We start from the raw sequence: 24,368 nt of genomic DNA on the forward strand, positions 1-24,368 counted from the left end.
TCTTGCACTAAGTACATCCCATAAAGTTCTGCGGAAAGGGCGTACACTGGTGGCATGAAAGCCATCCTGATCCCCCCGTTGGGCAAAGCGCAACAGAGTGAGTTAGACACCCTGTATCGAAAGACCAAGGACCCACGACTCCGAACTCGTGCCCAGATGGTCTTGCTCTCGGCCGAGCGGGGTCTCAAAGCGCTGGAGATCGCGGGGATCGTGCGGGAGAGCGAGGACACCGTGGTGCGGTGGCTGAAACGGCATCAGAGCGAAGGCGTGGACGGGCTGAAAGATGCGCCGCGAGCGGGACGGCAAGCCAAAGTGACGGCGGCGTATCGGGCCGCCCTGGTGGCGGCGGTACGGCGCCGTCCGCGCAGTTTGGACCTGCCGTTTTCCATATGGACCCTGCAACGGCTGGTGGATTACCTGGCCGAGCAAACCGGGATTCGCATCGCTCTGGAAACCCTGCGCCAAACCTTGAAGCGCGAAGGGATTGTGCTCAGTCGTCCGCAGCATAAGATCAGCAGCCCTGATCCAGACTATGCGGTGAAAAAAAAGCGGTCGAAGACACCCGTGATCACTTGAAACCGGGCGATGTGTTTTACTACGCCGACGAGTTTAACCTCAGTTGGCTGCCTACCTTGACGGCGTTGTGGAGCCCGGTAGGCCAGCAAATTATGATTCCGACCCCAGGTCAGCCTAAGAAGCGCTATGGGTTGGGAGCGGTGAATTACCATACCGGTGAAACCGTGGTCTTATTCAAACGACACAAGCGCCGTCGGGAGGTGGCCGAACTGCTGCAAGCCATAGTGGACCAGCATCCCACGGGGACGATTTACGTCGCGTGGGACAATGCCGACACGCATCAAGACGACGAGATCGAAGCGGTCGTGCGCGGAGCCGCCGGGCGACTGGTCCTGCTGTACTTGCCGACCTATAGCCCTTGGCTCAACCCGATCGAGATGCTGTGGCGCCATTTCCGCCGCGAAGTGACCCATTGCGAACTCTTCGAGACGGTAGCCGCCTTGCTCCAAGCCGCCCGCGAGTTCTTCGACCGTCACAACCGCTCTCCACAGCTGGTGCTCTCGATTATCGGTTCCTATGCCGTAAAAGTTTCATGAATGTACTTAGAGCGTCTTCATCTCGCTCGTACGGCAAAACAGGCTTGGCGGAACTCGTTGGCGCCTTCGGCTCGGGTGAACCGATTCAAGCATTCGTCGGCAATCCCTTGCCGGCGAAGACGCTCGGCCGGGCCGTGGCGTCGCGAAAGGACTCCCGATCTACGGGGATGCACGATCGTAGGTCGGCAATCCCTTGCCGACAAAGACGCTCGGCCGGAGCATGGCGTCGGGAAGGGCGGCTTCGGCGCTCCAATCGCAAACGGTCATCCCAGCGCTCCTGGGATGACCGTTTGCGATTGGAAGGTCGCGACTAAAGCGACGTTTGCGATTGGGAGGGATTCCCGACCTACTCGCCAGTGCTCGTACAGTAGGTTTAAAAATGCACTAGCTGCGCAGCGCTCGCCGGTGAAATGACGGACAGCACGGCGACGCCGCGTCACTCGAACCGCCAAGCCGATGCCATATCAAATCTTCGAGCGCCTGAGGAATCTCTTCCGCGGATGATGTGCCGGCACAAAACCCTCCAGTAGAATTTTTCTCTGTCAAGATAACAATTCACGTTGCGCGAAATTTCCTACTATTTTTATAGTTCTTTAACGGAAAGCGCCGATTCGGTTTTTGTCGAGCAGACGCGAGAAGCCGGGAGCGGACAGCTTGGAAAGCCGCGGGCTGGTCGCTACGTCAAACGTGATAGCACGCCATGTTTCTCTACGGTAAGGTCGGGAATATGATTGGCGCAGCCCGTGGTAACGCTTGGTGCTGCGTTATGGGTTGGGACAACGACTGTTCGACGGCGATAGCGGAGAGAACGCTGGCGCCGACGGCACAATGAACGACTATAAAGAATAACAATGAACGATAACAATTTGGCTCTGCCGCGTGCCGCCGAAGGCTATGCTTTTCCGCAGCCGGACAACCGAAATAGGCCAGGCTTGATCCGATCAGCGATATGAACGCCGAGCCAGACGCTTCGCAGCCGTTAACTCGCATTCCAATCGACGATCCGGACTTCCGGGTCTTATTCGAATCTGCGCCGGGCCTTTATCTTGTGCTGACTCCGGACCTCCGTATCGCAGCCGTCAGCGACTCCTATGCGCGTGCCACGATGACGCAACGGAAGGAGATTATCGGCCGCGATATTTTCGAGGTCTTCCCGGACAACCCCGAGGACCCTGACGCCACTGGCGTACGCAACTTGAGAGCCTCCCTGCAGCGTGTGCTGCGGAACCGTACGGCGGATGTCATGGCGGTGCAGAAATACGATATCCGTATACCAGAGGAGGAAGGCGGCGGGTTTGCCGTGCGCTACTGGAGCCCATTCAACTCCCCCGTGCTGAGCGCGGACGGCTCGGTCGCCTACATCATCCACCGAGTGGAGGACGTCACCGAACTCGTCCGGCTCAAACAGCAGGGAATCGAGCAGAGCCGGCTCACCGAGTCGCTGCGTGAACAAGTTTTGCGGATGGAAGCGGAGATTTATGCCCGGGCCAAGGACACGGCCGAGGCGGCACAGCGCGAAAGCGAGGCGCGAGCCCAGCTGATTTTCGATACCTCGCCTTTGGCCATGCTCGTCGTCGATAGCGGCGGACAAATCGTCCAAGCGAACGGGCGTGCCGCCGAGCTCTTCCGCTGCCCGTCCGAAAAGCTGATCGGACGTCCGATGGACGTCCTTATACCCGAACGTTTTCATGTTCGTCATCAGATGCTCGCTTCGGAGTATTTCCGCCATCCGGAGCCGCGCGCCATGGGCAAGGGCCGCGATCTGCACGCTGTCCGGGCCGACGGGGAAGAGTTTCCCTGCGAGGTGAGCTTGGGGCCGGTGGCCATTGGCGGGGAGCTCCATGTGATCGTCAGTGTCGTCGATATCACCCTGCGCAAGCGGGCCGAGGAAGAAATCCGCCTCCTCAATGCCGATCTGGAGCGACGGGTCGAGGAGCGTACGGCCGAACTCCAGGCCGCCAACCAGGAGTTGGAGAGTTTCGCCTACGCCGTCTCTCACGACCTCCGCGCGCCTCTTAGGGCTATGAGCGGATTCAGCCAGGCCTTGATGGAGGATTACGGCGAGCGCCTGGAAGGCGAAGCCCGCGTCTATCTGGATCAAATCATGCTCGCCAGTCGTCGCATGGGCGAACTGATCGACGGCCTGCTCCAGCTTTCGCGCTGCACCCGCGGTGAGTTGGGGCGTGACCCGGTGGATCTTTCCGCGCTTGCGGAACGCATCCTCGCCGAGTTGACTCGGGTGGAACCGGCCCGCCGGGTGGAATGGTGCGTAGAACCGGGCCTTTTCGCTCGGGGCGATGTTCGAATGATCGAAGTGGTTCTGAGAAATCTCATCGGCAACGCCTGGAAATACACCGCCGGCACCGATACGCCGATGATCCGGGTGTATGCCGAGCAAGCCTCTGAAGGCGAGTATCGGCGATTTTATGTGGCAGACAATGGCGCCGGTTTTGACATGGCCCACGCCGGCAAACTGTTTCAGCCGTTCCAGCGGCTGCACCGGCAAGAGGAATTTCCGGGTCTGGGCATAGGCCTGGCCACGGTCCAGCGCATCGTTCATCGTCACGGTGGCACGATTGACGCCGTTTCTGCTCCGGGCCAGGGCGCTACCTTCCGTTTTTCGCTACCGGCCGTGGGCCGCGGAGACGAGGAAATTCGATGAAAGCCAAGACGATTCTGCTGGTGGAGGACAACGCTCAGGACGAGATGCTGACCCTGCGCGCGCTGCGCAGGGTCAATCTGGCCAATCAGGTGGACGTGGTACGCGATGGCCAGCAGGCGCTGGATTATGTGTTCCGGGAGGGCGAATTCGCGACACGCGAAGGTCCCGACTTGCCCACGGTGGTTTTGCTGGATCTCAACCTGCCCAGAATCGGAGGTCTGGAAGTGCTGGAACGGCTGCGTGCCGATCCGCGTACCCGTCTGGTGCCGGTGGTCATCCTCACGTCCTCCGACGAGGAGAGAGACCGCTTGGGCAGCTACGAACACGGTGCCAATAGTTTCGTCCGCAAGCCCCTGGATTTCACCGAATTCGCAGAAACGGTGGCGCGCCTCGGGGTTTACTGGCTAGCCACGAACGAACCGCCATGGGGTTGACGAGACCGTGACCGCGCCGCTAAACCTTCTGGTCATCGAAGATAGCGAGACCGACTTCCTCTTGATTCAGCGCCAGCTGCGGCTTCACGGGTTGACCGCCAGCTGTCGGCGAGTTGTGAGCTGCGGAGAACTGAACCAGGCCCTGGAGGAAGAGAGCTGGGATGCCGTGTTATCCGACTACAGCGTACCCGGCCTGGATTTCGAAGCGAGTCTCAGGCTCATACAGGAACGGCTGCCCGATTTGCCGGTGATCCTGATCTCGGGAAGTATCGGCGAAGAGAGAGCGGTCGAACTCCTGAAACAGGGCGTTTGGGACTTCGTCCTCAAGGACCGTCCGGGCCGTCTCGGGCCGGCCATAGAGCGCAGCTTGCGCGAGATGGAGGAGCGGCGTGTGCGGCATGCCGCCGAGATGGCCCTGCGCGAGAGCGAACTGCGTTTTCGCCGGATGGCGGAAACGATAGGCGAAGTGTTCTGGCTGAGCTCGCCGGATTTCCGGTCCGTTCTTTACGTGAGCCCCGCATTCGAACAGGTCTGGGGACGACCCTGCGCCGAACTGTATGCGAATCCCAAGCTTTGGCTGGAGGCCGTGCATGCCGAGGATTCCCGGCAAGTCTTGCGTGCCTTGGAAGAGCTGGCCCATGGCCAGCGCTACGACATTCAGTACCGCATCAACCGTCCCGACGGCACGGTGCGCTGGATCAACGACCGCAGCTACGCGCTGTGCGACGATGCCGGCAAGGTTATCCTGACCTCGGGCGTGGCCTCGGACATCACGGAGCAACGCCAGGCGGAGGAGCGGCTGCGTCAGGCGGCTACCGTATTCACCAGCACTCAAGAGGGAGTGATCATTACCGACCTCGATGGCAACATCCTCACGGTCAACCCGGCTTTTACCATGATCACCGAATATACCGAGGCGGAGGTTTCGGGCAAGAACCCGCGCCTTCTGCAATCGGGCCACCATAGCCGCTCGTTCTACCAAGCCATGTGGCACGCCATCCGTACCACCGGCTCCTGGCAGGGGGAACTCTGGAATCGGCGCAAGGGCGGCGAAATCTATCCGGAGTGGCTCAACATCAGCACGGTACGCAACGAGCAAGGCGAGGCGGTCAATTACGTGGGGGTGTTTACCGACATCACCCACCTCAAGCGTTCGGAAACCCAACTGGAATACTTGGCTCATTACGACCCGCTGACCGGCTTGCCCAATCGGCTTTTGCTCCTCTCCCGCCTGAACCATGCCCTGGAGCGCGCCAGGCGTGATAGGAGTCGCGGCGCCGTACTGTTTCTCGACCTTGACCGGTTCAAGAACGTCAACGACAGCTTGGGGCACGCCACCGGCGACGAACTGTTGCAACTCGCCTCGCAGCGCATGCGCGAATGCCTGCGCGAGACCGATACCGTGGCCCGCTTGGGCGGCGACGAATTCGTCGTGGTGCTGGAAGAACTGTCCGATCCCGAGAACGCCGCGAGCGTGGCTCATCACCTGATCGACCGGCTCAGCGCGCCCTTCGTGCTGTCCGGCGGACAGGAGGTTTACATCGGCGCCAGTCTCGGTATCGGCATTTTCCCCGACGACGGCGATGATGCCGATCGGCTCATCCAATACGCGGATGCGGCGCTCTACCAGGCAAAAGACAGCGGTCGAGGGACATATCACTTCTATACCGAGTCGTTGACCACGTCCGCCAACGAGCGGCTCGCTCTGGAAACCCGGCTGCGCCACGCGCTGGACCGGGATGAATTCATCTTGCACTATCAGCCGCTGGTGACGCTGACGGATGGCCGGATCTTCGGCGTGGAGGCCCTGTTGCGCTGGCAGATTCCCGACCAGGGTCTGCTTTCCCCCAATCGTTTCATTCCCTTGGCGGAAGAAACCGGCCTCATCGTGCCGCTGGGCGAATGGGTACTGCGCACGGCCTGCAGGTGCATGAAAGCCTGGCTGGATGCCGGTCTGCCGCTGGAAATGCTGGCGGTCAATCTCTCGCCGCGCCAGTTCCAGCAGGGCGATCTTCACGAACGCATCCGTGCCATCCTGGCCGAAACCGGCCTGCCGTCCCATCACCTCGAACTGGAAATCACCGAAACCGCCCTCATGGAGGATGGCCCGGAGAACGAGGCCAAACTGGCGGCCCTCAAGGACCTCGGCGTCCGGATTGCGATCGACGACTTCGGTACAGGCTACTCGTCGCTGGCCTATCTGAAGCGCTTCCCCATCGACAAGCTCAAAATCGACCAAAGCTTCATGCGGGACATTCCTCAAGATACGTCCAACATGGAAATCGCCGCCGCCATCATCGCCATGGCGCGGAACCTGAATCTGGAGGTGCTGGCCGAGGGAGTGGAAGCGGAAGCCCAGCTAGCTTTCCTGAAGCGCCACGGCTGCGACGTCGCCCAGGGCTATTTATTCGGCCGCCCGATGACAGCCGATACGATGCAAGCCATTTTGGAAGCGGCCATGGCGAACCGATGAATGGCATTCACTCGCTTATGGGTGCGCTGGAACTGCTCAAAAACTTGGCTAGAGCCGGTTTCTCGGTTTGGTGTAGCGCCCGCTGTTGTAGGTCGGGAATCCTTCCCAATCGCAAACGGTCGCTTTAGTCGCGACCCTTCCCGACAGCAACTGTCCGGCCAGCGGGTTTGTCGGCAACGGATTGCCGACCTACGATTCTTTCGGCTTCCATTTTAGGGGGTGGAGCGGTCTCCCATGCTATGTCGCTATATTGTGGTGAAAAATGCTCTAAAGCCGGTTTCCCGGCGAGGAAGTGTGGTTTCCAGCGAGGCCGAATTCCGGAAAAATTACGGAAACGCTAAAGAAGTTGGTTCAGTTCGTGCCCTTCGTCTGGACGCATGAGGGGAGTCGATGAGCTCACCACGAGCCGAATCAACACCTTACCGTTTGTCCCGATCCTGAAGAAGGACCTGATCAGAGCTTTCTTACCGATGCGTTCACGCCCGCAAGACCACCCGAACGCGCGGACTCTTCGCCGGGAACGTTTTCGGTGAATCGTGTCGATCGCGATCAGCCGATCGGTTCAGCAATAACGGCTGGCATATTCTTGCAGAGCGCCGGGGCCAAGACGCCGGTGCAGTTGTTCGCCCACGCCGAGCATCAGCGCGCGCCAATAAGGAGCATCGCCTTCGGTCGCTGCCGCTTTGCAGCTGCGCGCGTTGTGCAGAGCTTCGAACAATTGATCCACGCTCATCTCCGGCAGGCTCGCCAGAAAAGCGCGAAGCCGGACTTGCTGCTCCGGTGTCATCTCGGATTCCTCACAAAACCGCCGTCCGGAAATTCATCACGCGTCGAGATCCAGGCCGTCTTCTTCGGCTAGTTCCACGCCGGTGACGCAAACATCGCCGTCATCGACGATCAAAGGCACGGCTGTGAGCTGCTTGCCTTGGCAGGGTCCAATGAAACAGTGCCCGCTATCGATGTCGAACTGGGCGTGATGTTGGCCGCAGGTCAGAAAGTTGCCATCTTCATCCATGAACTGCCCCGGTACGGTATCCAGCCGGCTGCCGGCATGAGGGCAGACATTTTCAAATCCAAAAAAACGGTTGCCCTTGCGCGTAATCAGAATCGGCCAGGGTTTTACCTCGCCGGTCTCGGTTCGCACGGCCAGCCAAAAGCCCCGCGCCTGTTCTTCGTCTATTTCCGTCGTACGGCAAACTACAAATAGCTCATTCATATCGCACACCCAAGATTGAGGATCGGACCGAAGCGCCGCGCACAGGATCTCGGCGGACGTTACGCCCATGAGCCATCAAGCAATTCCGGTACCAGGATTAAACCGATACAAACTGCTCGATTTTTCACCATCTCGCGGGCCTTTGCCGATATCCGAAGAAAGAAGAGTGATGGAAACCCGACAATGTTTGTCGTGAACGTGCCGATCGGCACCGAATCGTTTGGAGAAACGGTCACAGGTCGATAGCGGCAAGAATCGGGTTCAAGCAAGGCGCGTCGCAATTACTTCCGCGCTTCCGAAATTGTTCCAGTACCACCCCGGCACATCGTTCGCGAAACAGTACAGCCGCCCTGCGGCTTCGGCGGTGTACCGACAGCTTTCCCCGATAACAAATGCCGTCTGGCCGTTCCGGTCCAAGGCTCCGCAGAGAGCGAACCATTTCTCGCGTGGAAGACGCAGCGACGACCCCAACTTGTTCTGATAAGACAAACCGGAGTACCCGGCGGGGCCGCAGGAAATGAAGAAATCCGTCCATGTTCTCCGAGCGGAAAACTGATAAATGCCACCCGCGGCGAGATCGATGCCGCTGTCGTTCCAGAACGATCTAGCGCGGACGGAAAAGGATTTCTGATCGCCGACATTCATCGTGAAATCTCCTGTCTATTGAGTTTCCCGACGTGCAAGCCAGCTCGCGCGAAGAGACCGGCCGGCGAAACTGCAGGATTCGTTTCATGGAACCTAGGACCGCCGCCACACGCTGGCCAGCCAGGGCTGCGCCGGTCGAGGCAATCCGGCGGGCCGGAAATAGTGTTCGAGCTCCACGAATCCCGCAGCGGTCATCCGCTGACGCCACCCGTCCAGGTCATAGTAAGCGCCGTAGCGTCCGCTGCTCCAGCCTTCCTCGTTGGTACCGCGCGGATTGGAGCTGAAAAGGACGCCGCCCGGTTTCAGGGCGACATGCAATTGACCGAGTACCCTCGGCAGTTCCTGGGATGGAACATGAAACAAGCTCGCATTGGCAAATACGCCATCAAAGGAACTTTTCGGAAGGTCGAGTTGCAGGAAATCCTGTTGCCACACCTCGCAACCGGTATCCTCCCTCGCCATGGCCGCAAAGCGCTCCGCCCCCTCCACGCCTACAGCTATGTGTCCGCGCCTGGCGAATTCCTTGAGATCACGCCCCGGCCCACAGCCGAAATCGAGGATTCTGAAGGGCGGGTCCCCTTCGATATGGCGCAGCAGCGCATCAATGTTCTGGCTGACGTCGTGATTCCGCGTTCCCTCCCGAAAATCTTCCGCATGCCGGTTATAGTGCGCCAGTGTCAGGGTTACGATCTTGTTCAGATCGTCGGGCAGTAGCTTCATGGTCGATCAGTGAGTGGGAATTTCCGATCCCAGTGTATAGCACTTCGGCGGTCGTCTTAAGACGCAATGTCCTTCGAGCGCGGCAGGGAGACGAACCGGCACAGTAGAAGCTTCGCTTTCTCCGGAAGTTGTCGCCGATGCTGACCCTCGGGGTCATGCGAATGCCGATTTGTACGGTGCCGGTGACGACCTCGGGCGGTTGAGGAAGCTCTCGGCGGTTGTCCCGAAATGCGGGAAGATGAGGCGAACCGGTCTTGTCCGACCAGCAGGACGGAATCAGGGGCGATAAATAATCGTGTTGTAGTAATACTTCGCGATTTCCGTCCATTTCACGTCCTCTAAAAAATCGGAAGAGTTGAGTTCCGAAAAGGTCGTAAATCCTTCTTTCTCCCGGTAAGCGCGAAATTCGTCTTCATTCAACGGCACAGCAAGCTCGGTATTGGTCACTTCGATGTACCAGCGTCCTTTCCCCGTTCTCCAAACGAGCATGACGTGCTCGATGTTCCCGCGCGCCGCATCGTTCGTCTTTAGGACGACCGCTCGAAACGGAAGATTGAGCGCTTCACCGACCGCGAGATAGAGCGTTACCAGCGTATCGCAATCCAGCGATTTTTCATCCAGTCCTTGAGACAACAGGTATTGCGGAGCCGTGTGATTTATCAGGCGAAGATACAGGATATGTTTGATGACATCGGCTAAACGCTGGACGTCCTTTTTGTCGGGATTATTGAGATTAATCCCGGAAGAAACCTCCTTTTTCACATCCTCGATAAAATTATCGATGCTTCTGTAATGGTCTGGCTCTACCTTGTAAACAGCGCTTTCGATATCGAGGCGGGCGGCCGCAACGGTCGAGTATTTTCTGTTTGGGTGTTTGGTATTGATTGTTCTTGCGAGCTCAAGAGCGAAGAGATGTTTCGATATCTTGATGTCTCTCCGATAGCTGGCAGTAACTTGCGCTTCAGGGAACGCGCCGTAATACCATCGCTCGACCATGAATGTGACGGTGGCATAAACACCGACCAAGGCGAACGCGACCAAAACAAGGAAAGCGGAGATTTTTACCCTGGCGGATAAGGTCGAAATCTTTCCGCTAAACCGGATCAATACGCGTTCAAGGAATGAGACCCGAAACAACATGGTGGATAAGCCTGGCAAATGACAAGGGACGTTTTCCTCATTATTCGCAACTTGCTCAACGAAATCCCCGGATGGCAACAGGGAGGTAACTGGCTCCAGGTGTTTCCCGCCGCGCGAGAGATACCAATCCGAACAGTGGAATTGTGCGCCGCCACTATGTCTTAGACTAGAATTTGCGGCGGACAATCAACCGAACCTTGGCCGCTTTCAGCATTGCCAAACCGGCGACGACGCCTGTCCTGAGCCGAGTCGAAGGGCGCTTCCCGAATGTCGGTGCGTCCTACGGACTGAATTGTCGAAGATCGCTCTTTATGCCGACGCAATATATGATCGCAACAATAAACCATCGAAAGAAACGATAAGCTATGGGACTATTTAGGTTTGTCGCCGGCTTGTTCATCGTAACGGGCATCGGCCTGATTGGGCTCGCCTGCCATGAAACCTACGAATCACTGCGGGTAACGGTTCTCTCATCCTCTCTCGAGAAAACCACCGCCAAACTGCTTGGCTACCACCAAGAGATATCCAGAGTCCGAAAAACAACAGGCACCGGTTACACGACGGGCGTCTGGTTTCCGCAGCCCAAGGTCGAGTACAAGGGCAAAACTTACACCGATCCCAATATCGTTCCCATCGAATGGTATGAGCCTGGAGACCAGGTCCCTATCAGCGTCGTGGCCGATGGAAAAGGCGGCGTGTATGTCGATACCTTTTACGTACGCTATACCGCCGCCGCCATTTATTTTGTTCTCGGTTCGATCTTCTTCGGATTGACTCTTCTATGCTGGCCAATGCTGTCCGCGGCGACAGAAAACGATGTCGACCCTATTTTTGAACACGCTCCCGTTTGGTTCAAACACGTCAAATGGGCTTTTATCGGCATCTTTGGTTTTGCTGCCGTCATGGCATCGAAAGAGTATCTTCCCGGACTGATTCCGGACACCTGGAAACCGGGCAACCTCGAACGAGAATTCATTCAGGCAATGAAGAAAAGAGATTACGCGCAAGCGAAAAATCTCCTGAATAATGAAGAGCTGAACCTCGATTACCATGAATATGACAGCTATAAAAACACTTTGATAATGGCCGCATTGGAAGGCGGTCACGATGAAATTGCTCGCCTCATGATGCAGAAAAAGTTCGACATCAATGCCAGGGATTGGAGAGGCCACTCGGTCATCTATTATACCGTTCGCTACCAAAACCCTTTCGTTTTGAAGGAGCTGATCGAGAGAAACGCAAGTATCGAGTCCAAGGACGACCTGCTTCTATTGGCCATCGCCGTCAAAAACAGAGAGGCCGTCGAAATTCTCGTCGAAGCCGGTTACGCGGTTGATAGAAAAGACCCCGAGCTCAGGGTTTTTCCGAGCGACATGGCTATCTATGCGGAAAGGCCCGACATTTTGAATTACCTCGTCTCGAAAGGGGCACCAACCAGCGCCCCTCGAGAATTCATCGATGTTGCACGCGATCCGGCGAATGTAAGCCTGCAAGATGAGAATCTGAGGTTCGGGAAGAAAATGACGCTGAAACGATGGAAGGCGTTATGCGAGGAAGAAGCGCAAGGGCGGACGAATTAAAGGGGTCAAGCCGATCACACGCCGCGAGGTTTCAAAGGATGATAGAGCGTTTTCATCTCGCTCGTACGGCAAAACCGGCTTGGCGAAAGTCGTTGGCGCCTTCGGCTCGGGTGAATTGATTCAAGCATTCGTAGCTCGGCAATCCTTTCCCAATCGCAAACGGTCGCTTTAGTCGCGACCCTTCCGACGAAGACGCTCGGCCGGGACGTGGTGTCGGGAAGGGCGGCTTCGGCGCTCCAATCGCAAACGGCCTGGCCGGGAGCGCCGGCCACGCCCTTCCCGAAGACGCCGTTTGCGATTGGGAAGGATTCCCGACCTACTCGCGAGTGCCCGTACAGTAGGTATGAAAATGCTCTAATGGCGGCGATGGGACAGCCGGATGCGCGGCCGGATGACCTGAAACCGGTATAGCAGCAGGGAGCACGATGGATGCGGCAGGCCGGTAGATTCCGACCGTCCGCCACGTGCCAAACAACGGCTGGTTCCGAACGAAAAATAGTCACCGACAACAGGCAAGTCGGCATCTGCCGGATGAACCGAACGGGTCATCCTCCGGAATCGACACGGCGATTCATGGCCTTAATCTCACTTCACCGGCGCGAGTTCGAAAATCACGATCTCGGCGTCGCCTCCCCCAATATTCTCGACGGTCATGGCGGCCCCCGTTTCCCAGAAAACATCGCCCGGACCGTAGACGTGCGTCTCGCCGGAGTCCTCCACCTTTAACCTCCCCTTGAGTACGTAGCGCGGACCGGGACCTTCGTGGGTATGCAGGGGCGTCTTGTAGCCGGACGGGAACTGAACCCGAACGACTCGTGTTTCGACGGTATCGGCGGATAGCGGTACCGCCTTTTTCAACAACAGTTGCCGCGGCGCCATCGTCGGCGCTTCCTCGGCGTAGGCCGAGCCGATCCCGGCACCGAAAATTAATATGCCCAGCATGAGGGCGATATACGAACAGCTTGGATTTCGTTGCATGGTATTGCCTCTCGAAATTGTTCATACCAATCGTACCGACCGAATCTTGGGCGGGAAGTCGGTCGATGGATGGATACTCCGACCGACTCCACTTGGGGCTTATCCGCTTCGACTCGTCGGAACCGAAATTCAGCCGACGCGACCGGCTTTCATCGCCTCCGGTACTTCGATCAGCTTGCCCGATCTTACGTCGTAGATGAAACCGTAGATCGGAATGTTCTTCGGCACCAGGGTGTGATTACGGATGCGTCTCACGTCCTCGGCAACGCTCTGTTCCTGATTCTTGATGGTCAGCCAGTTGATGTATTTGCCGTCGGTACACCCCGGCCCTTTACCCACATCGTGCCAACCGCTGGCGTCGATGGTCGCGGTTTCGAGGCTATTGCTCAGAAGATCGCCCATGATCTCATTGGTGAACAGTTCCATACCGCAATCGGTATGGTGAATCACGAACCATTCGCGGGTGCCGAGCAGCTTGTACGAAATCACCAGAGAGCGGATGGCATCGTCGCTGGCCCGTCCGCCGGCATTGCGGATCACGTGGGCGTCGCCCTCGGTAAGACCGGCGTACTTGGCAGGATCGAGGCGCGCGTCCATACAGGTCAGGATCGCGAAATGCCGCCCCGGCGGCAAGGGAAGATGGCCCTTGTTGAAACTGGCAGCATAGCCTTGGTTGGCGTTTAGAACTTCGGTCAGGATCTGGCTCATATGATTTCCTCCTAAGGATTGTTGTTGTAAAAGACAAGCCGCCTATTAGCCCCGGCGGTAGATGAGGGCGAAGTTGTTGGCGGGCATGTCCATGGCTTTGTCCAGCTTCATACCGTGTTTGGCGGCAGCCCGGTTCAGGTCGGCCGTATCCTTCAAGCCCCATTCCGGCACGCCGGCCGAACGCAGGGTCCGATCGAATTCTTCGTTCGATGGTGTGGTGAATCGCCCGTCGATCTTGAAGGGGCCATAGATGAACAGAAGGCCGTCGTCCGCCAATACCTCGGAAGCGCACTGCATCATGCCGTCGGCGATGGAGACCGGTGCAACCTGAAAAATGTTGATGCAGTAAATGGCGTGGAACTCCTCCTCGTCCGGATCAGGCCATGTGTCCGGCTGGGTGAGATCCAGCCGGCGCGGTTTCCGGATATTGCCGAGGCCGCTCTCCGCCGTCAGCTTCTCGATGTTCGGAAACACCTCCTCGTTCATGTCCGTGGGATGGAATTGCAGATGCTCGAAATGCGGCGCGAAGTAATGCAGGTGCATGCCGCTCCCCGAGGCGAATTCGAGCACGTGGGCCTCGTTTTTCGGGAGCAGCGTTTTCAGCGTTTCCAAGATGGAATCACGGTTGCGATGCCCCGCCCAAGCCACGTAGGGGCTCAACGGATGGGGATCGAGTGGGGGTCTGTCCTCGTACATGAAACATCTCCTCTGGAATAAAAGGTTATCAGTTCTAGGACAAGCCTGACGGACAGGCCTATAGCAGGTAGCAGCTTATGTGCCAAGCTTATTCGATTCGGTTTTAACGTAAAAACAGGTACTTATAAGAAACTTCACACCCGGGCTTGAAAAACGGCTTCACAGGATGAAAATGCAATTCATGTGGCGGCGATCCACGTCGCTGATCACGCCGTTATCCACATCCAAACTCTTATGGCGTATTTCAGCAGCGAAACCGCCCTTCCAATCGCAAACGGCGTCTCCGGGAGCACCGAAGCCGCCCTTCCAATCGCAAACGGCTTCTCTGGGAGCGCCAGAGATGCCCTTCCTACTGCGGACGCCGTCCCAATTGCAAACAGAGGCCGTAGGATGCGGTGAGGAACGAACCGCATCGTTCGCGAGCGATGCGCCTCCAATCGCAAACGGCTTCTCTGGGAGCACCAGAGCTGCCCTTCCAATCGCAAACGGTTGCTTTAGTCGCAACCCTTCCTTCGTCGGCACATCCTACAGCTCTGGCACGGCGGCTCGACGTAGTATCGGCTACGCCTTCCCCGTCGCTCAATCCGTGCGGCGCGCCACACCGGCGCCTCGGCGCCATCGCGATGAAGAGACGTGAGAAATCCGGGCTAGACCTTGAGAAATATCCAGATGGGAGCGGATAAAGCGCGCCGCTATTCCCTGGCGGAGGACGCCTTACTATCATGTAGGCAACCTCGCATCACCCATCGCGATCATTGATTATTCAGATACCCTTCCGGCGTTCGATACATCGCCGAAACCTACTCGAAGAATCAGAACAATAGGCATCCTATGACTTTTGGGACAAGAACGGGCCGGGCGTGCTGCCTGGCGCGACGCATACCGTATATCTCGCGTTGGCTCGTCATTCCGCTCAGCTTCATTTTGGCGGTAACCCTGGCTGGCGCGGCCGAGCGCTGGGACATCGATGCGCTGATGAGCGCACTGTCCCGCATCGAGAGCGGCGAGAAACGCTATACCGAAATCAAGACCATGGCGCTCCTCAAGGAACCCATGCGCCTGAGCGGCACGTTGATCTACCGCGCGCCGTCGTTCCTCGAAAAACGGGTGCTTTCCCCCTTCGAGGAGCGCTATACGGTGGATGGCGACTCCCTGACCATCGAGAATCCCGCAAAAGGCGTCAAACAGACCCTTTCGCTGGCTTCCCAACCCGCCATCTGGGCTTTCGTGGAAAGCATCAGGGCGCCGCTGGCGGGCGATCTCGCGACCCTGAACCGCTTTTACAAAGTCAGCTTCGGCGGATCGAAACGTAATTGGCTGCTGGCCCTGGTGCCCACCGAACCGGATATGGCCAAGCTGGTTCGGTTCATCCGGATTCGAGGCAGCGGCGACCGCATCGATCGAGTCGAAATCGAGGAAACCGGGGGCGACACCTCCGTCATGACCATCGAGCATCGGCCGTGAGGGAGCGCCTGCCGGTCTTCGTGTGGCTGGTCCTCATGGCGGCAGGCGCATGGATCGCGCTGTTCCGCACACCAATTTCCACCGACCTCACGCATTTTCTCCCGAAAAAGGCGGGAATCGCGGAGCAGATCCTGGTCGAGCAGTTGCGTCACGGAGTCGCGTCCCGCCTGCTGCTCATGGCGCTGGAGGGAGACAAGGAATCCGATCTGGCCGAGGTCAGTCGACGCCTGGCGGAACGGTTGCGGGAGAACCGCGCGTTCGTGCGGATCGACAACGGGACTCAAGGGCTTTCCGCGGCAGACCGGGAATTTCTGTTCGAAAATCGCTATCTCTTGAGCCCTAAGGTCAGCGAACAGCGGTTCGGCGCGGAAGGGCTCCGGCAAGCCTTGGAAGCGCGCCTGGCGGAACTGGCCTCGCCGGCCGGTTTATTGGAAAAGGAATTCCTGCCCCGCGATCCGACCGGCGAATTCCTCGAAACCTTGCGGCCTTGGATGAAATCCGCGGGGCCTTCGCTCCGACAGGGCGTCTGGTTCTCGCCGGACGGCCGTCGGGCGCTGCTCGTGGCGGAGACGAAAGAGCCTGCTTTCGATCTGGATGCCCAGGCCGAAGCCGTGGCTGCGATTCGGGAGAGCTTCGCGGCGGTCAAGGGAAACCGCTCGGTCGAGCTGCTCCTGAGCGGCCCTGGCGCGTTTTCGGTGGAAGCCAACGCCACCATCACGCAGGATGCCGTTAGGCTGTCCCTACTCAATACGTTGGCGATCACGCTGCTGTTGGCGGCGGTGTACCGGTCGCTGCGGGTCATCCTGCTCGGCCTGGTGCCGCTGGCGACGGGCGCCTTGGCAGGGACCTGCGCGGTGAGCCTCTGGTCCGGCGGGATACACGGCATCACCCTGGGATTCGGCGCGACCTTGCTCGGCGTCGCCGCCGATTATCCCAACCATCTGTTCACCCATGTGCGCCGTGGAGAGACCAGCCGCCAGACGGTAAGCCTGATCTGGCCGACGCTACGCCTTGGCATACTCACCAACGTGGCGGGCTTTGCCGCGATGCTGTTTTCGGGCTTCGAAGGCCTTTCACAATTGGGCGTTTTCGCGGCGACGGGACTCCTGGCCGCCGGGCTGACCTGCCGCTGGATCATGCCGGCGCTCATGCCCCAGCATATCGCCCTACCCGACCGGATCGTCAGAGGGTTGCATGCCGATGAGCTTCTCAGAAGGCTAAGCCGGTTCCGCTTCGTTCCGCCTTTGCTGATCTTCGCCGCGATTGCATGGATAACCGGCTCCGGCGCGTCGCTCTGGAACGACGATATCGATGCCCTGAGCCCGGTACCCGAGTCCCGCAAAGCGCTGGACGAAGCCCTGCGCCGCGATCTGGGCGCACCGGATCTTCGCCAGTTGATCGTCGTAACCGGCGCCGGTGCCGAAACCGTTCTGAGGCGGAGCGAGGATCTGAAAAGAATCCTACAGCCCCTGGCCGACAACGGAACGATGGCCGGATTCGACATGGCGGCGCTTTACCTGCCCAGCCATGAAACGCAAAGCCATCGGCAGTCGGCCTTGCCCGAGACGGAAATCCTGCGGCGCAACCTGGATGAAGCGCTCCGGAAAACGTCTTTCAAGCCCAATGCCTTCGAACCCTTCATCGCCGACGTATCGCATGCGAAACATACGCCGCTGCTCGATGAAACGAGCTTTGCCGGAACCTCGTTCCGACTCAAGATCGAATCGCTCCTTTTCCGGCATGGCGAGCTCTGGGTCGGCCTGGTTCCGCTCGTCGGCGTGGCCGATGCCGCGCAGTTGCAGGCGGCGCTCGCGGCGGACAAGAACCTCATCTATCTGGATCTTCGCGAGGCATCGAGCCGGCTGCTTCGGGATTACCGGCGCGAAGCCGTTCATTTGCTCGGCGCGAGCGTGGCAGCCATCGTGATCCTGCTGACTTTCGGACTCCGCTCGCCGGGCGGCATGCTGCGGGTTGTGACGCCCATGGCCGCTGCGGCTTTCGTCACCGCAGCGGTATTGATGAGGCTGTACGGAGGCCTGTCGCTTTATCACCTGGTTTCGCTGCTCCTGGTAATGGGGCTCGGCATGGACCAGGCATTGTTCTTCAACAAACCCAGCCGAACCCCGGAGGAGCGCAACCGGACCCTCCTGTCGCTTCTGATTTGCAGCTTCAGCGCAGTAATGGCTTTCGGCATTCTGGCAACATCGAGCGTCAACATTCTCAACGCCATCGGCAGCACCGTGGCCATGGGCGCGGCTCTCGCGGTTCTTTTCGCAGCGATGCTGGCCAGACGGAATCCGTCTTCGGCATAATACTTGAATTCTTCACATCGCCATCTCACGCTATCTTTCTCCACACCCACTTGATGCAGCCTTTGATTATTTCCGCATTCACCCTGACCAACTGTCTGGGAAGGGGGCTGAATGCGACTTCGGCGGCGCTTCGGGAACAGCGCAGCGGTCTTCGCCACTGCGACTTTCCGGGTACCGAACTGGACACTTACATCGGCCGGATCGACGGAATCGAAAACGAACCCGTAAGCGGACGCTTAAGCGATTATGATTGCCGCAACAACCGCCTGGCCCGGATCGGTCTCGAGCAGGACGGCTTCGTTCAAGCCGTGGAAAGCGCCCGGCGGCGCTATGGGCCGGAAAGAATCGCGGTGATTCTCGGCACCAGTACATCCGGCATCCTGGAAACGGAATCCGCTTATCGGAGGCGCAATCCCGAAACCGGGGCGCTGCCGCCCGACTTTCGTTATCGGCAGACCCAGAATACATTTTCCGTGGGCGATTTCACCCGGCGCTATCTCGATCTGCAGGGCCCCGCATCCGTCGTCTCCACGGCTTGTTCGTCCAGCAGCAAGGTTTTCGCCAGCGCCGCGCGCCTGATTCAGACGGGGCTGTGCGATGCGGCAGTCGTCGGAGGCGTCGACAGTCTCTGCTTTACCACCCTATACGGCTTCACCGCGCTCGAACTGGTATCGTCCACCCCGTGCCGTCCAGCCGATGCAGACCGCAACGGCATTTCCATCGGAGAAGCGGCCGGTTTCGCCCTGCTGGAAAAACCGGAACGCGGCACCGGCGATATCGCGCTGCTCGGCTACGGCGAAAGCACCGACGCCTACCACATGTCTTCGCCCCATCCCGATGGCCTGGGTGCGGCGGAGGCCATGAACAAGGCCATGCAGCGGGCCGGGATCGATCCGGGCGCTATCGATTACATCAATCTGCACGGCACCGCCACCAAAGCCAACGATGCCGCCGAGGATAAAGCCGTGTCCGGCCTCTTCGCCGCAGCGGTACCGTGCAGCTCGATCAAGGGCTGGACGGGCCATACCCTGGGAGCGGCGGGAATCGTGAATGTCATCGTCGGTTGCCTGAGCATTCGCGAAAGCTTCGTGCCGCGCAGCCTGAACACCGAGCGGGTCGATCCGGAGATCGCGTCCTGGATCGCCACCGAGGAACTGCGGCGGCCGGTCCGGACCGTCCTCAGCAACGCCTTCGGTTTCGGCGGAAACAACGCCAGCCTGGTTCTGGGAAAACGCTCATGATCCGCGTATTCGTCGAAGGCGTCGGCATGATCGGTCCCGGGCTTTCCTCCTGGAAGGAGAGCCGCGAGATTTTGGCCGGACGGCAAGCCTATGCTGGCGGCGAGCTGCCGCGGCTCCTGGCGAGCCGACTTCCTGCGGCGGAGCGACGAAGAAGCACCGCCGTTACCCGGCTCGCGATCGACGTGGCGGAACAAGCGCTACCGCCGGACGTAAACGCGGGAGATATCGCGACGGTATTCACGTCCTCGGGCGGCGAAGTCGAAATCATTCATCGGATTTTCGAGGAATTGGCCACCGTCGAGCGGCAGATCTCGCCGACCCAATTCCACAACTCGGTCCACAACGCGGCATCCGGATACTGGAGCATCGCGACCGGTTCGCGGCAGGCGTCCACCAGCCTGTCCTGCTTCGACGACTCCTTCGCCATGGGACTGCTGGAAACCGCCGGCCAGGCATTCGTCGAAGACACGAAGGTTCTACTCGTCGCCTATGATTTCCCGCCGCTTGATCCGATTCTCCGGGCTCGTCCGTTGCTGGCACCGTTTGCGGTCTCCCTACTGCTTGCTTCGGAAAGATCCGAGCACAGCCTCGGCGAGTTGACGATCGGCCTCGATACCGCCAATGCGGGCGACATAGGCCACATGGACGATGCGGGGCTCGAGGCCTTGCGCGCCGGCAATCCCGCGGCTCGAAGCCTGCCGCTTTTGGCGGCTCTGGCGCGTTCCGAGCCTGCCGAACTGAGTTATGGCCAAGCGCGGGTCGGGCTTAAGCCATGCGCCTAGACCGATCGGAGCTCATTGGCCTGCTCCCTCATGCGGGGACCATGTGCCTGCTCGATGACATACTCGACTGGGATGAAACCCGCATTGTCGCGTCGGCCACCAGCCACCGGCGGTCGGATAATCCGCTACGCCGTCAAGAGGGCTTAAGCGCCGTATGCGGCATCGAATATGCCGCTCAAGCGGCCGCGATACATGGGAGCCTGTTGGCCGGAAAACAAGATACTCCGGTGAAACCGGGCTATCTGGCGGCCGTTCGCGAGCTCGAACTCGCCGTCGGGTACTTGAACAGAATCGAATCCACGCTCGTAATTCGAGCGGAAAAACTTCACGGAAATGAAACCGGTTTGCTGTACGCTTTTGCCGTCGAATCGAACGGCAACGTTCTTCTCACGGGTAGGGTATCGGTGTTCTTGTCGGCCTAAGCCGAACCGGGATATCGCTCGGGACCGTTTCTTTGGAAAACACTGCATCGGGTAGAACCACCCTCCTCGGGAGAGTACAATACTTAACCTTTTATAACGCGCTTCTATTTGGGCAAACGAGGCGATTCCTGCGGTAAGACAAGGCTATGAAACAGCTCTCGGAGATCATGGCGGTAATGCATAACGAATACAACACGGACGATTTGCGCATTTGCGAAGTTAAGGAGGTCATTCCGCCCGTACAGGTTCACGAAGAATTTCCCATCACCCAAGAGGCCGCGCTGACGACTTTACAAGCGCGCAGGGAAATCCACCGTATTCTGGCCGGCCAGGACGACCGCCTGCTCGTCGTCATAGGTCCGTGCTCGATTCACGATCCCGAAGCCGCTCTGGAGTACGCCAGACGCTTGCTGGAAGCGAAGCGGGAGCTGGTCGACGATCTGGTGATCGTCATGCGGGTTTACTTCGAGAAGCCCAGGACCACGATAGGCTGGAAAGGGTTGATCAACGATCCATGTCTGGACGAGAGCTTCAATATCAACAAAGGGCTGAGATTAGCCCGGCAACTGCTGCTCAATCTGAACCAGATTGGCATGCCGTCCGCCACCGAATATCTCGATCTGATTACGCCGCAATACGTGTCGGACCTTATCGCCTGGGGGGCGATCGGCGCCCGCACCACGGAAAGCCAGGTGCACCGTGAACTGGCTTCCGGCCTTTCCTGCCCCGTCGGCTTCAAGAATGCCACCGACGGCGGTATCAAAGTAGCCATAGACGCCATCAGCGCGGCCAGACGTCCGCATCATTTTCTGTCCTTGACCAAGGCGGGCCATTCAGCCATTTTTTCGACCACGGGCAACGAAGACAGTCACATAATTCTCCGCGGTGGAAAGCAGCCGAACTACGATGCCGAGAGCGTGGAGGCCACGGCTCAGGCTCTGGAAAAGGCGGGCCTGCCACCCAACATCATGATCGATTTCAGTCACGCCAACTGCATGAAGGATTATCACCGCCAATTGAGCGTAGGAACGGATGTGGCGATGCAACTCGAAGCCGGCGATTACCGCATCTTCGGCGTCATGATCGAAAGCCATTTGAAAGCCGGCAATCAGAAACTCGAGCCGCGCAAGCCGCTGGAATACGGCCTCAGCATTACGGATCCCTGCCTCGGCTGGGACGACAGCAACTCTCTGCTGCAACGCTTGGCGAAAGGCGTGGCTCGCCGGCGCCGACATGGCCGCCAAGAAACCGCCGCAGAGCTTATCCGATCGAGCACCTGAATCATGCGTATTTTCGTCAATGGCGAACTGCGTACCGTAGCTGATGGAGCGACGCTCGCGGACCTTATCGCCGAATTGAATCTGGGCGGCAAACGCATCGCCGTAGAACTCAACCGAGAAATCGTGCCTCACGGGCACTATGAAGATCATCGACTCGCTATGGACGATAAAATAGAAATCGTACATGCCATTGGCGGCGGACAAGCCGATCCCTTGGTCATCGCCGGCCGCACTTATCATTCGAGGCTCCTGGTCGGGACCGGGAAATACAAGGATCTGGACGAAACCCGCCGTTGCGTGGAGGCTTCCGGGGCGGAGATCGTCACGATCGCCATACGCCGCAGCAACATCGGGCAAGACCCCGGTCAGCCCAATCTGCTCGATGCGGTTCCGCCGGATCGTTACACCCTGCTGCCCAATACGGCCGGGTGTTATACCGTGGAAGACGCAGTGCGTACCTGCCGGCTCGCCCGAGAGCTCTTGGGCGGCCACAAGCTGGTCAAGCTGGAAGTGCTGGGCGATCCCAAAACGCTGTATCCGGACGTTACCGGCACTTTGGCGGCTGCCGAAATTCTGATCAAGGAAGGATTCGAAGTCATGGTTTATACCAGCGATGATCCGGTGGTGGCCAAACGACTCGAAGAGCTCGGTTGTGTCGCCGTCATGCCGCTCGCTGCGCCGATCGGCTCCGGATTGGGTATACGCAACCCCTACAACATTCTGACCATCATCGAAAACGCCAAGGTTCCCATTCTGGTGGACGCCGGCGTGGGCACGGCGTCCGACGCCGCCGTCGCCATGGAACTCGGCTGCCACGGCGTATTGATGAATACCGCCATTGCGGAGGCGAAAAACCCCGTACTGATGGCACAAGCCATGAAAAAGGCCGTGGAAGCGGGCCGCGAGGCGTTTCTCGCCGGCCGCATGCCGCGCCGCCGCTACGCTTCGGCTTCCTCACCCGAATCAGGGCTGTTCTTTTATTAATCAGGCCCCTAAATACCCTCCTGGTATTTCGGGCCGCCGCCCAGGCCGGTACACGCCCGGCCTGGGCTCACGCGGCTTGTCGCCGCGCCGGGGCATCCCTGCCCCGGATTAACCCGGCCTATATTTATAGGCCGGGTTAATAATTCACGAGCAAGCGGTATTCCTGCCATTGTTGCCGGCGGAAAAATACTGTGTCGCCGGCAAAACGACGGGCAACAATCTAAGCGCGGCAGGCTTTTCCGTTCGTCATCCCGCGTGGATTGCGGGAAGAATTTCTGACTATTTTTGTGTAGAATCGATGGCTCTTGATTTTGATCTTTCGGCCGTCATTTTAAGGATGACCGAAGCTTTTGAAGCCACCGGATCGGTTTCCGTGGCTTATGGCCAGTACATCTAAACCTGACACAATTCACAATTAAAGGAGACGATTGATGAGCGTATTAGTCGGTAAACCCGCCCCCGATTTTCAAGCGGCCGCTGTTCTTGGCGATGGCAAGATCGTCGACAACTACTGGTTCTCGAAGGAAACCAAAGGCAAGTACGCCGCCATTGTTTTTTATCCGCTGGATTTCACCTTCGTCTGCCCGACCGAATTGATCGCCCTCGATCACCGTATCGACGAATTCAAAAAGCGCGGCGTAGAAGTCATCGCGGTTTCCATCGATTCCCAGTTCACCCACAACGCCTGGCGTAACACGCCGGTTGAAAAAGGCGGCATCGGCCAGGTGCGGTACACCATGGTGGCGGACGTCAGCCACGCCATCGCCAAGGCTTACGATGTAGAAGTGGAAGGCGCGGCCGTGGCCTATCGCGGTAGTTTCCTGATCGACCGGAGCGGCATCGTCCGTCACCAGGTCGTCAACGATTTGCCGCTGGGCCGTAACATGGACGAACTCGTCCGCATGGTCGACGCACTCCAGTTCTGCGAAGAGCACGGCGAAGTTTGCCCGGCCGGCTGGAACAAAGGCAAGACCGGCATGAACGCCAACCCCGAAGGCGTGGCCGATTACCTGAGCAAGAACGCGGCCAATCTCTAAAATCCGGGTTTTTCCCGCATCAACGCCCCGCCTGCGCACGCCGGCGGGGCGTTTTTGTCTTCTGCTACTGCGCCTTAGCTGCCTTGGGCAAGAAAAAATGCCGAACCAGCACGGCGCACACGAGACCGAGGGCAACCGATGAAAAATTGATCAGCCCGGTCGAGAAGCTTGCTTGCTGTACGTGGAGTGAAGCAATCCACGGCTTTGCGACCAACAAGCTCCAAGCGAAATTGGGTACGTAAAACGCCAATAGCCCCGCGAAAGCCCATTGAAAAGTCGGAAGACCGCGATCTTCCGCGCTCCGATAAAACCAGTATGCGATCAACACTGCGACAACGCCGCCTATCATGGTGCCTCTCCTCTGAGTGATATTGTTTTAATAGTTGTAGATTTGCCGGTTGTTCCGGCATCGCGAAGCTGTCTTGTCCAGACCGTGCTCCGGGAGATGGTAAGCGCTTCGTAACAGCGTACGATACAAAAGA

The 24,368-nt window shown here is 58.6% G+C and carries 24 protein-coding genes; 15 read left to right on the forward strand and 9 right to left on the reverse strand.

The window, feature by feature from the left end:
• Nucleotides 1-54 precede the first annotated feature (54 nt).
• The 5 genes from ACR2TX_RS01425 (at nucleotide 55) to ACR2TX_RS01445 (ending at nucleotide 6,681) form a co-directional block, all read left to right on the forward strand.
• Nucleotides 55-576 (forward strand): helix-turn-helix domain-containing protein, encoded by a 522-nt coding sequence (locus ACR2TX_RS01425; protein ID WP_434130815.1) that lies wholly within the window; start codon nucleotides 55-57, stop codon nucleotides 574-576.
• Nucleotides 573-1,112: an IS630 family transposase gene (locus ACR2TX_RS01430; protein WP_156881976.1), complete on the forward strand. Its 540-nt coding sequence runs from the start codon at nucleotides 573-575 to the stop codon at nucleotides 1,110-1,112. The genes ACR2TX_RS01425 and ACR2TX_RS01430 overlap by 4 nt, the downstream gene beginning before the upstream one ends.
• 949 nt (nucleotides 1,113-2,061) lie before the next feature.
• Nucleotides 2,062-3,774, forward strand: a complete 1,713-nt coding sequence (locus ACR2TX_RS01435) for a PAS domain S-box protein (RefSeq protein ID WP_077731646.1) — start codon at nucleotides 2,062-2,064, stop codon at nucleotides 3,772-3,774.
• The gene (locus ACR2TX_RS01440; protein ID WP_086132817.1) at nucleotides 3,771-4,208 is read left to right on the forward strand and encodes a response regulator; all 438 of its coding nucleotides are present in this window, start codon (nucleotides 3,771-3,773) and stop codon (nucleotides 4,206-4,208) included. The genes ACR2TX_RS01435 and ACR2TX_RS01440 overlap by 4 nt, the downstream gene beginning before the upstream one ends.
• A gap of 7 nt (nucleotides 4,209-4,215) precedes the next feature.
• Nucleotides 4,216-6,681 carry an EAL domain-containing protein gene (locus tag ACR2TX_RS01445; protein WP_434130969.1) on the forward strand — a complete coding sequence of 822 codons (2,466 nt, stop codon included), beginning with the start codon at nucleotides 4,216-4,218 and terminating at the stop codon, nucleotides 6,679-6,681.
• Between the two features lie 562 nt (nucleotides 6,682-7,243).
• Here the strand turns inward: ACR2TX_RS01445 and ACR2TX_RS01450 are convergent.
• The 5 genes from ACR2TX_RS01450 to ACR2TX_RS01470 all read right to left on the reverse strand — a co-directional run bounded on the left by ACR2TX_RS01450 (nucleotide 7,244) and on the right by ACR2TX_RS01470 (nucleotide 10,588).
• Nucleotides 7,244-7,468 (reverse strand): hypothetical protein, encoded by a 225-nt coding sequence (locus ACR2TX_RS01450; protein ID WP_086132819.1) that lies wholly within the window; start codon nucleotides 7,466-7,468, stop codon nucleotides 7,244-7,246.
• A 36-nt stretch (nucleotides 7,469-7,504) separates the two neighbouring features.
• Nucleotides 7,505-7,897, reverse strand: a complete 393-nt coding sequence (locus ACR2TX_RS01455) for a Rieske (2Fe-2S) protein (protein ID WP_077731688.1) — start codon at nucleotides 7,895-7,897, stop codon at nucleotides 7,505-7,507.
• Nucleotides 7,898-8,158: 261 nt separating this feature from the next.
• A complete protein-coding gene (locus ACR2TX_RS01460) occupies nucleotides 8,159-8,542 on the reverse strand; it encodes a hypothetical protein (RefSeq protein WP_086132820.1) in 384 nt (127 codons plus the stop codon).
• Nucleotides 8,543-8,635: 93 nt separating this feature from the next.
• Nucleotides 8,636-9,262 carry a class I SAM-dependent methyltransferase gene (locus ACR2TX_RS01465; RefSeq protein ID WP_086132821.1) on the reverse strand — a complete coding sequence of 209 codons (627 nt, stop codon included), beginning with the start codon at nucleotides 9,260-9,262 and terminating at the stop codon, nucleotides 8,636-8,638.
• 276 nt (nucleotides 9,263-9,538) lie between these two features.
• The gene (locus tag ACR2TX_RS01470; protein WP_434114027.1) at nucleotides 9,539-10,588 is read right to left on the reverse strand and encodes a hypothetical protein; all 1,050 of its coding nucleotides are present in this window, start codon (nucleotides 10,586-10,588) and stop codon (nucleotides 9,539-9,541) included.
• A 206-nt stretch (nucleotides 10,589-10,794) separates the two neighbouring features.
• Here ACR2TX_RS01470 and ACR2TX_RS01475 point away from each other — a divergent pair, with 206 nt between their 5' ends.
• Nucleotides 10,795-11,982 carry an ankyrin repeat domain-containing protein gene (locus ACR2TX_RS01475; protein WP_434130972.1) on the forward strand — a complete coding sequence of 396 codons (1,188 nt, stop codon included), beginning with the start codon at nucleotides 10,795-10,797 and terminating at the stop codon, nucleotides 11,980-11,982.
• Between the two features lie 585 nt (nucleotides 11,983-12,567).
• On the opposite strand, the gene ACR2TX_RS01480 is transcribed toward ACR2TX_RS01475, so the two are convergent.
• From ACR2TX_RS01480 to ACR2TX_RS01490, 3 genes are all read right to left on the reverse strand, one after another.
• Complete coding sequence (locus ACR2TX_RS01480) at nucleotides 12,568-12,924, reverse strand: cupin domain-containing protein (protein ID WP_086132823.1); 357 nt, start codon at nucleotides 12,922-12,924, stop codon at nucleotides 12,568-12,570.
• Nucleotides 12,925-13,089: 165 nt separating this feature from the next.
• Nucleotides 13,090-13,668, reverse strand: a complete 579-nt coding sequence (locus ACR2TX_RS01485; RefSeq protein WP_077731637.1) for a beta-class carbonic anhydrase — start codon at nucleotides 13,666-13,668, stop codon at nucleotides 13,090-13,092.
• A gap of 45 nt (nucleotides 13,669-13,713) precedes the next feature.
• Complete coding sequence (locus ACR2TX_RS01490) at nucleotides 13,714-14,364, reverse strand: DUF938 domain-containing protein (protein ID WP_156880741.1); 651 nt, start codon at nucleotides 14,362-14,364, stop codon at nucleotides 13,714-13,716.
• Nucleotides 14,365-15,195: 831 nt separating this feature from the next.
• Here ACR2TX_RS01490 and ACR2TX_RS01495 point away from each other — a divergent pair.
• From ACR2TX_RS01495 to ACR2TX_RS01535, 9 genes are all read left to right on the forward strand, one after another.
• Nucleotides 15,196-15,828 (forward strand): LolA-related protein, encoded by a 633-nt coding sequence (locus tag ACR2TX_RS01495; protein ID WP_086134486.1) that lies wholly within the window; start codon nucleotides 15,196-15,198, stop codon nucleotides 15,826-15,828.
• Complete coding sequence (locus tag ACR2TX_RS01500) at nucleotides 15,825-18,140, forward strand: MMPL family transporter (RefSeq protein WP_434130975.1); 2,316 nt, start codon at nucleotides 15,825-15,827, stop codon at nucleotides 18,138-18,140. The genes ACR2TX_RS01495 and ACR2TX_RS01500 overlap by 4 nt, the downstream gene beginning before the upstream one ends.
• Nucleotides 18,141-18,193: 53 nt before the next feature.
• Nucleotides 18,194-19,381, forward strand: coding sequence for a beta-ketoacyl-[acyl-carrier-protein] synthase family protein (locus ACR2TX_RS01505; protein WP_086134485.1), 1,188 nt, complete (start codon nucleotides 18,194-18,196; stop codon nucleotides 19,379-19,381).
• Nucleotides 19,378-20,163, forward strand: a complete 786-nt coding sequence (locus tag ACR2TX_RS01510) for a beta-ketoacyl synthase chain length factor (protein ID WP_086134484.1) — start codon at nucleotides 19,378-19,380, stop codon at nucleotides 20,161-20,163. Before ACR2TX_RS01505 ends, ACR2TX_RS01510 begins: the two co-directional genes overlap by 4 nt.
• Before the next feature lie 41 nt (nucleotides 20,164-20,204).
• Nucleotides 20,205-20,585: a hydroxymyristoyl-ACP dehydratase gene (locus ACR2TX_RS01515; RefSeq protein ID WP_434130977.1), complete on the forward strand. Its 381-nt coding sequence runs from the start codon at nucleotides 20,205-20,207 to the stop codon at nucleotides 20,583-20,585.
• A 176-nt stretch (nucleotides 20,586-20,761) separates the two neighbouring features.
• On the forward strand, nucleotides 20,762-21,865 hold the full coding sequence (gene aroG / locus ACR2TX_RS01520) for a 3-deoxy-7-phosphoheptulonate synthase AroG (protein WP_077731687.1): 1,104 nt from the start codon (nucleotides 20,762-20,764) through the stop codon (nucleotides 21,863-21,865).
• A 3-nt stretch (nucleotides 21,866-21,868) separates the two neighbouring features.
• Nucleotides 21,869-22,849, forward strand: a complete 981-nt coding sequence (gene thiS, locus ACR2TX_RS01525) for a sulfur carrier protein ThiS (RefSeq protein WP_077731629.1) — start codon at nucleotides 21,869-21,871, stop codon at nucleotides 22,847-22,849.
• A 169-nt stretch (nucleotides 22,850-23,018) separates the two neighbouring features.
• Nucleotides 23,019-23,246 (forward strand): hypothetical protein, encoded by a 228-nt coding sequence (locus tag ACR2TX_RS01530; protein WP_077731628.1) that lies wholly within the window; start codon nucleotides 23,019-23,021, stop codon nucleotides 23,244-23,246.
• Nucleotides 23,247-23,280: 34 nt separating this feature from the next.
• Entirely contained in the window at nucleotides 23,281-23,886 is a 606-nt protein-coding gene (locus ACR2TX_RS01535) for a peroxiredoxin (protein WP_077731627.1), read from the forward strand.
• A gap of 64 nt (nucleotides 23,887-23,950) precedes the next feature.
• Here the strand turns inward: ACR2TX_RS01535 and ACR2TX_RS01540 are convergent, their stop codons facing one another.
• Nucleotides 23,951-24,235 carry a hypothetical protein gene (locus ACR2TX_RS01540; RefSeq protein WP_434130980.1) on the reverse strand — a complete coding sequence of 95 codons (285 nt, stop codon included), beginning with the start codon at nucleotides 24,233-24,235 and terminating at the stop codon, nucleotides 23,951-23,953.
• Between the last annotated feature and the right edge of the window lie 133 nt (nucleotides 24,236-24,368).

Origin of the sequence: Methylocaldum sp. GT1BB, from assembly GCF_051027545.1 — a bacterium.
Taxonomy (GTDB): domain Bacteria; phylum Pseudomonadota; class Gammaproteobacteria; order Methylococcales; family Methylococcaceae; genus Methylocaldum.

Excerpts from the sequence above, each read along its gene's own strand:
- ACR2TX_RS01425 (WP_434130815.1), top strand. The coding sequence starts at position 55 with ATGAAAGCCATCCTGATCCCCCCGTTGGGCAAAGCGCAACAGAGTGAG.
- ACR2TX_RS01435 (WP_077731646.1), top strand. The coding sequence starts at position 2,062 with ATGAACGCCGAGCCAGACGCTTCGCAGCCGTTAACTCGCATTCCAATC.
- ACR2TX_RS01440 (WP_086132817.1), top strand. The coding sequence starts at position 3,771 with ATGAAAGCCAAGACGATTCTGCTGGTGGAGGACAACGCTCAGGACGAG.
- ACR2TX_RS01450 (WP_086132819.1), bottom strand. The coding sequence starts at position 7,468 with ATGACACCGGAGCAGCAAGTCCGGCTTCGCGCTTTTCTGGCGAGCCTG.
- ACR2TX_RS01455 (WP_077731688.1), bottom strand. The coding sequence starts at position 7,897 with ATGAATGAGCTATTTGTAGTTTGCCGTACGACGGAAATAGACGAAGAA.
- ACR2TX_RS01460 (WP_086132820.1), bottom strand. The coding sequence starts at position 8,542 with ATGAATGTCGGCGATCAGAAATCCTTTTCCGTCCGCGCTAGATCGTTC.
- ACR2TX_RS01465 (WP_086132821.1), bottom strand. The coding sequence starts at position 9,262 with ATGAAGCTACTGCCCGACGATCTGAACAAGATCGTAACCCTGACACTG.
- ACR2TX_RS01480 (WP_086132823.1), bottom strand. The coding sequence starts at position 12,924 with ATGCTGGGCATATTAATTTTCGGTGCCGGGATCGGCTCGGCCTACGCC.
- ACR2TX_RS01485 (WP_077731637.1), bottom strand. The coding sequence starts at position 13,668 with ATGAGCCAGATCCTGACCGAAGTTCTAAACGCCAACCAAGGCTATGCT.
- ACR2TX_RS01490 (WP_156880741.1), bottom strand. The coding sequence starts at position 14,364 with ATGTACGAGGACAGACCCCCACTCGATCCCCATCCGTTGAGCCCCTAC.
- ACR2TX_RS01495 (WP_086134486.1), top strand. The coding sequence starts at position 15,196 with ATGACTTTTGGGACAAGAACGGGCCGGGCGTGCTGCCTGGCGCGACGC.
- ACR2TX_RS01505 (WP_086134485.1), top strand. The coding sequence starts at position 18,194 with ATGCAGCCTTTGATTATTTCCGCATTCACCCTGACCAACTGTCTGGGA.
- ACR2TX_RS01510 (WP_086134484.1), top strand. The coding sequence starts at position 19,378 with ATGATCCGCGTATTCGTCGAAGGCGTCGGCATGATCGGTCCCGGGCTT.
- ACR2TX_RS01515 (WP_434130977.1), top strand. The coding sequence starts at position 20,205 with ATGTGCCTGCTCGATGACATACTCGACTGGGATGAAACCCGCATTGTC.
- aroG (WP_077731687.1), top strand. The coding sequence starts at position 20,762 with ATGCATAACGAATACAACACGGACGATTTGCGCATTTGCGAAGTTAAG.
- thiS (WP_077731629.1), top strand. The coding sequence starts at position 21,869 with ATGCGTATTTTCGTCAATGGCGAACTGCGTACCGTAGCTGATGGAGCG.
- ACR2TX_RS01535 (WP_077731627.1), top strand. The coding sequence starts at position 23,281 with ATGAGCGTATTAGTCGGTAAACCCGCCCCCGATTTTCAAGCGGCCGCT.
- ACR2TX_RS01540 (WP_434130980.1), bottom strand. The coding sequence starts at position 24,235 with ATGATAGGCGGCGTTGTCGCAGTGTTGATCGCATACTGGTTTTATCGG.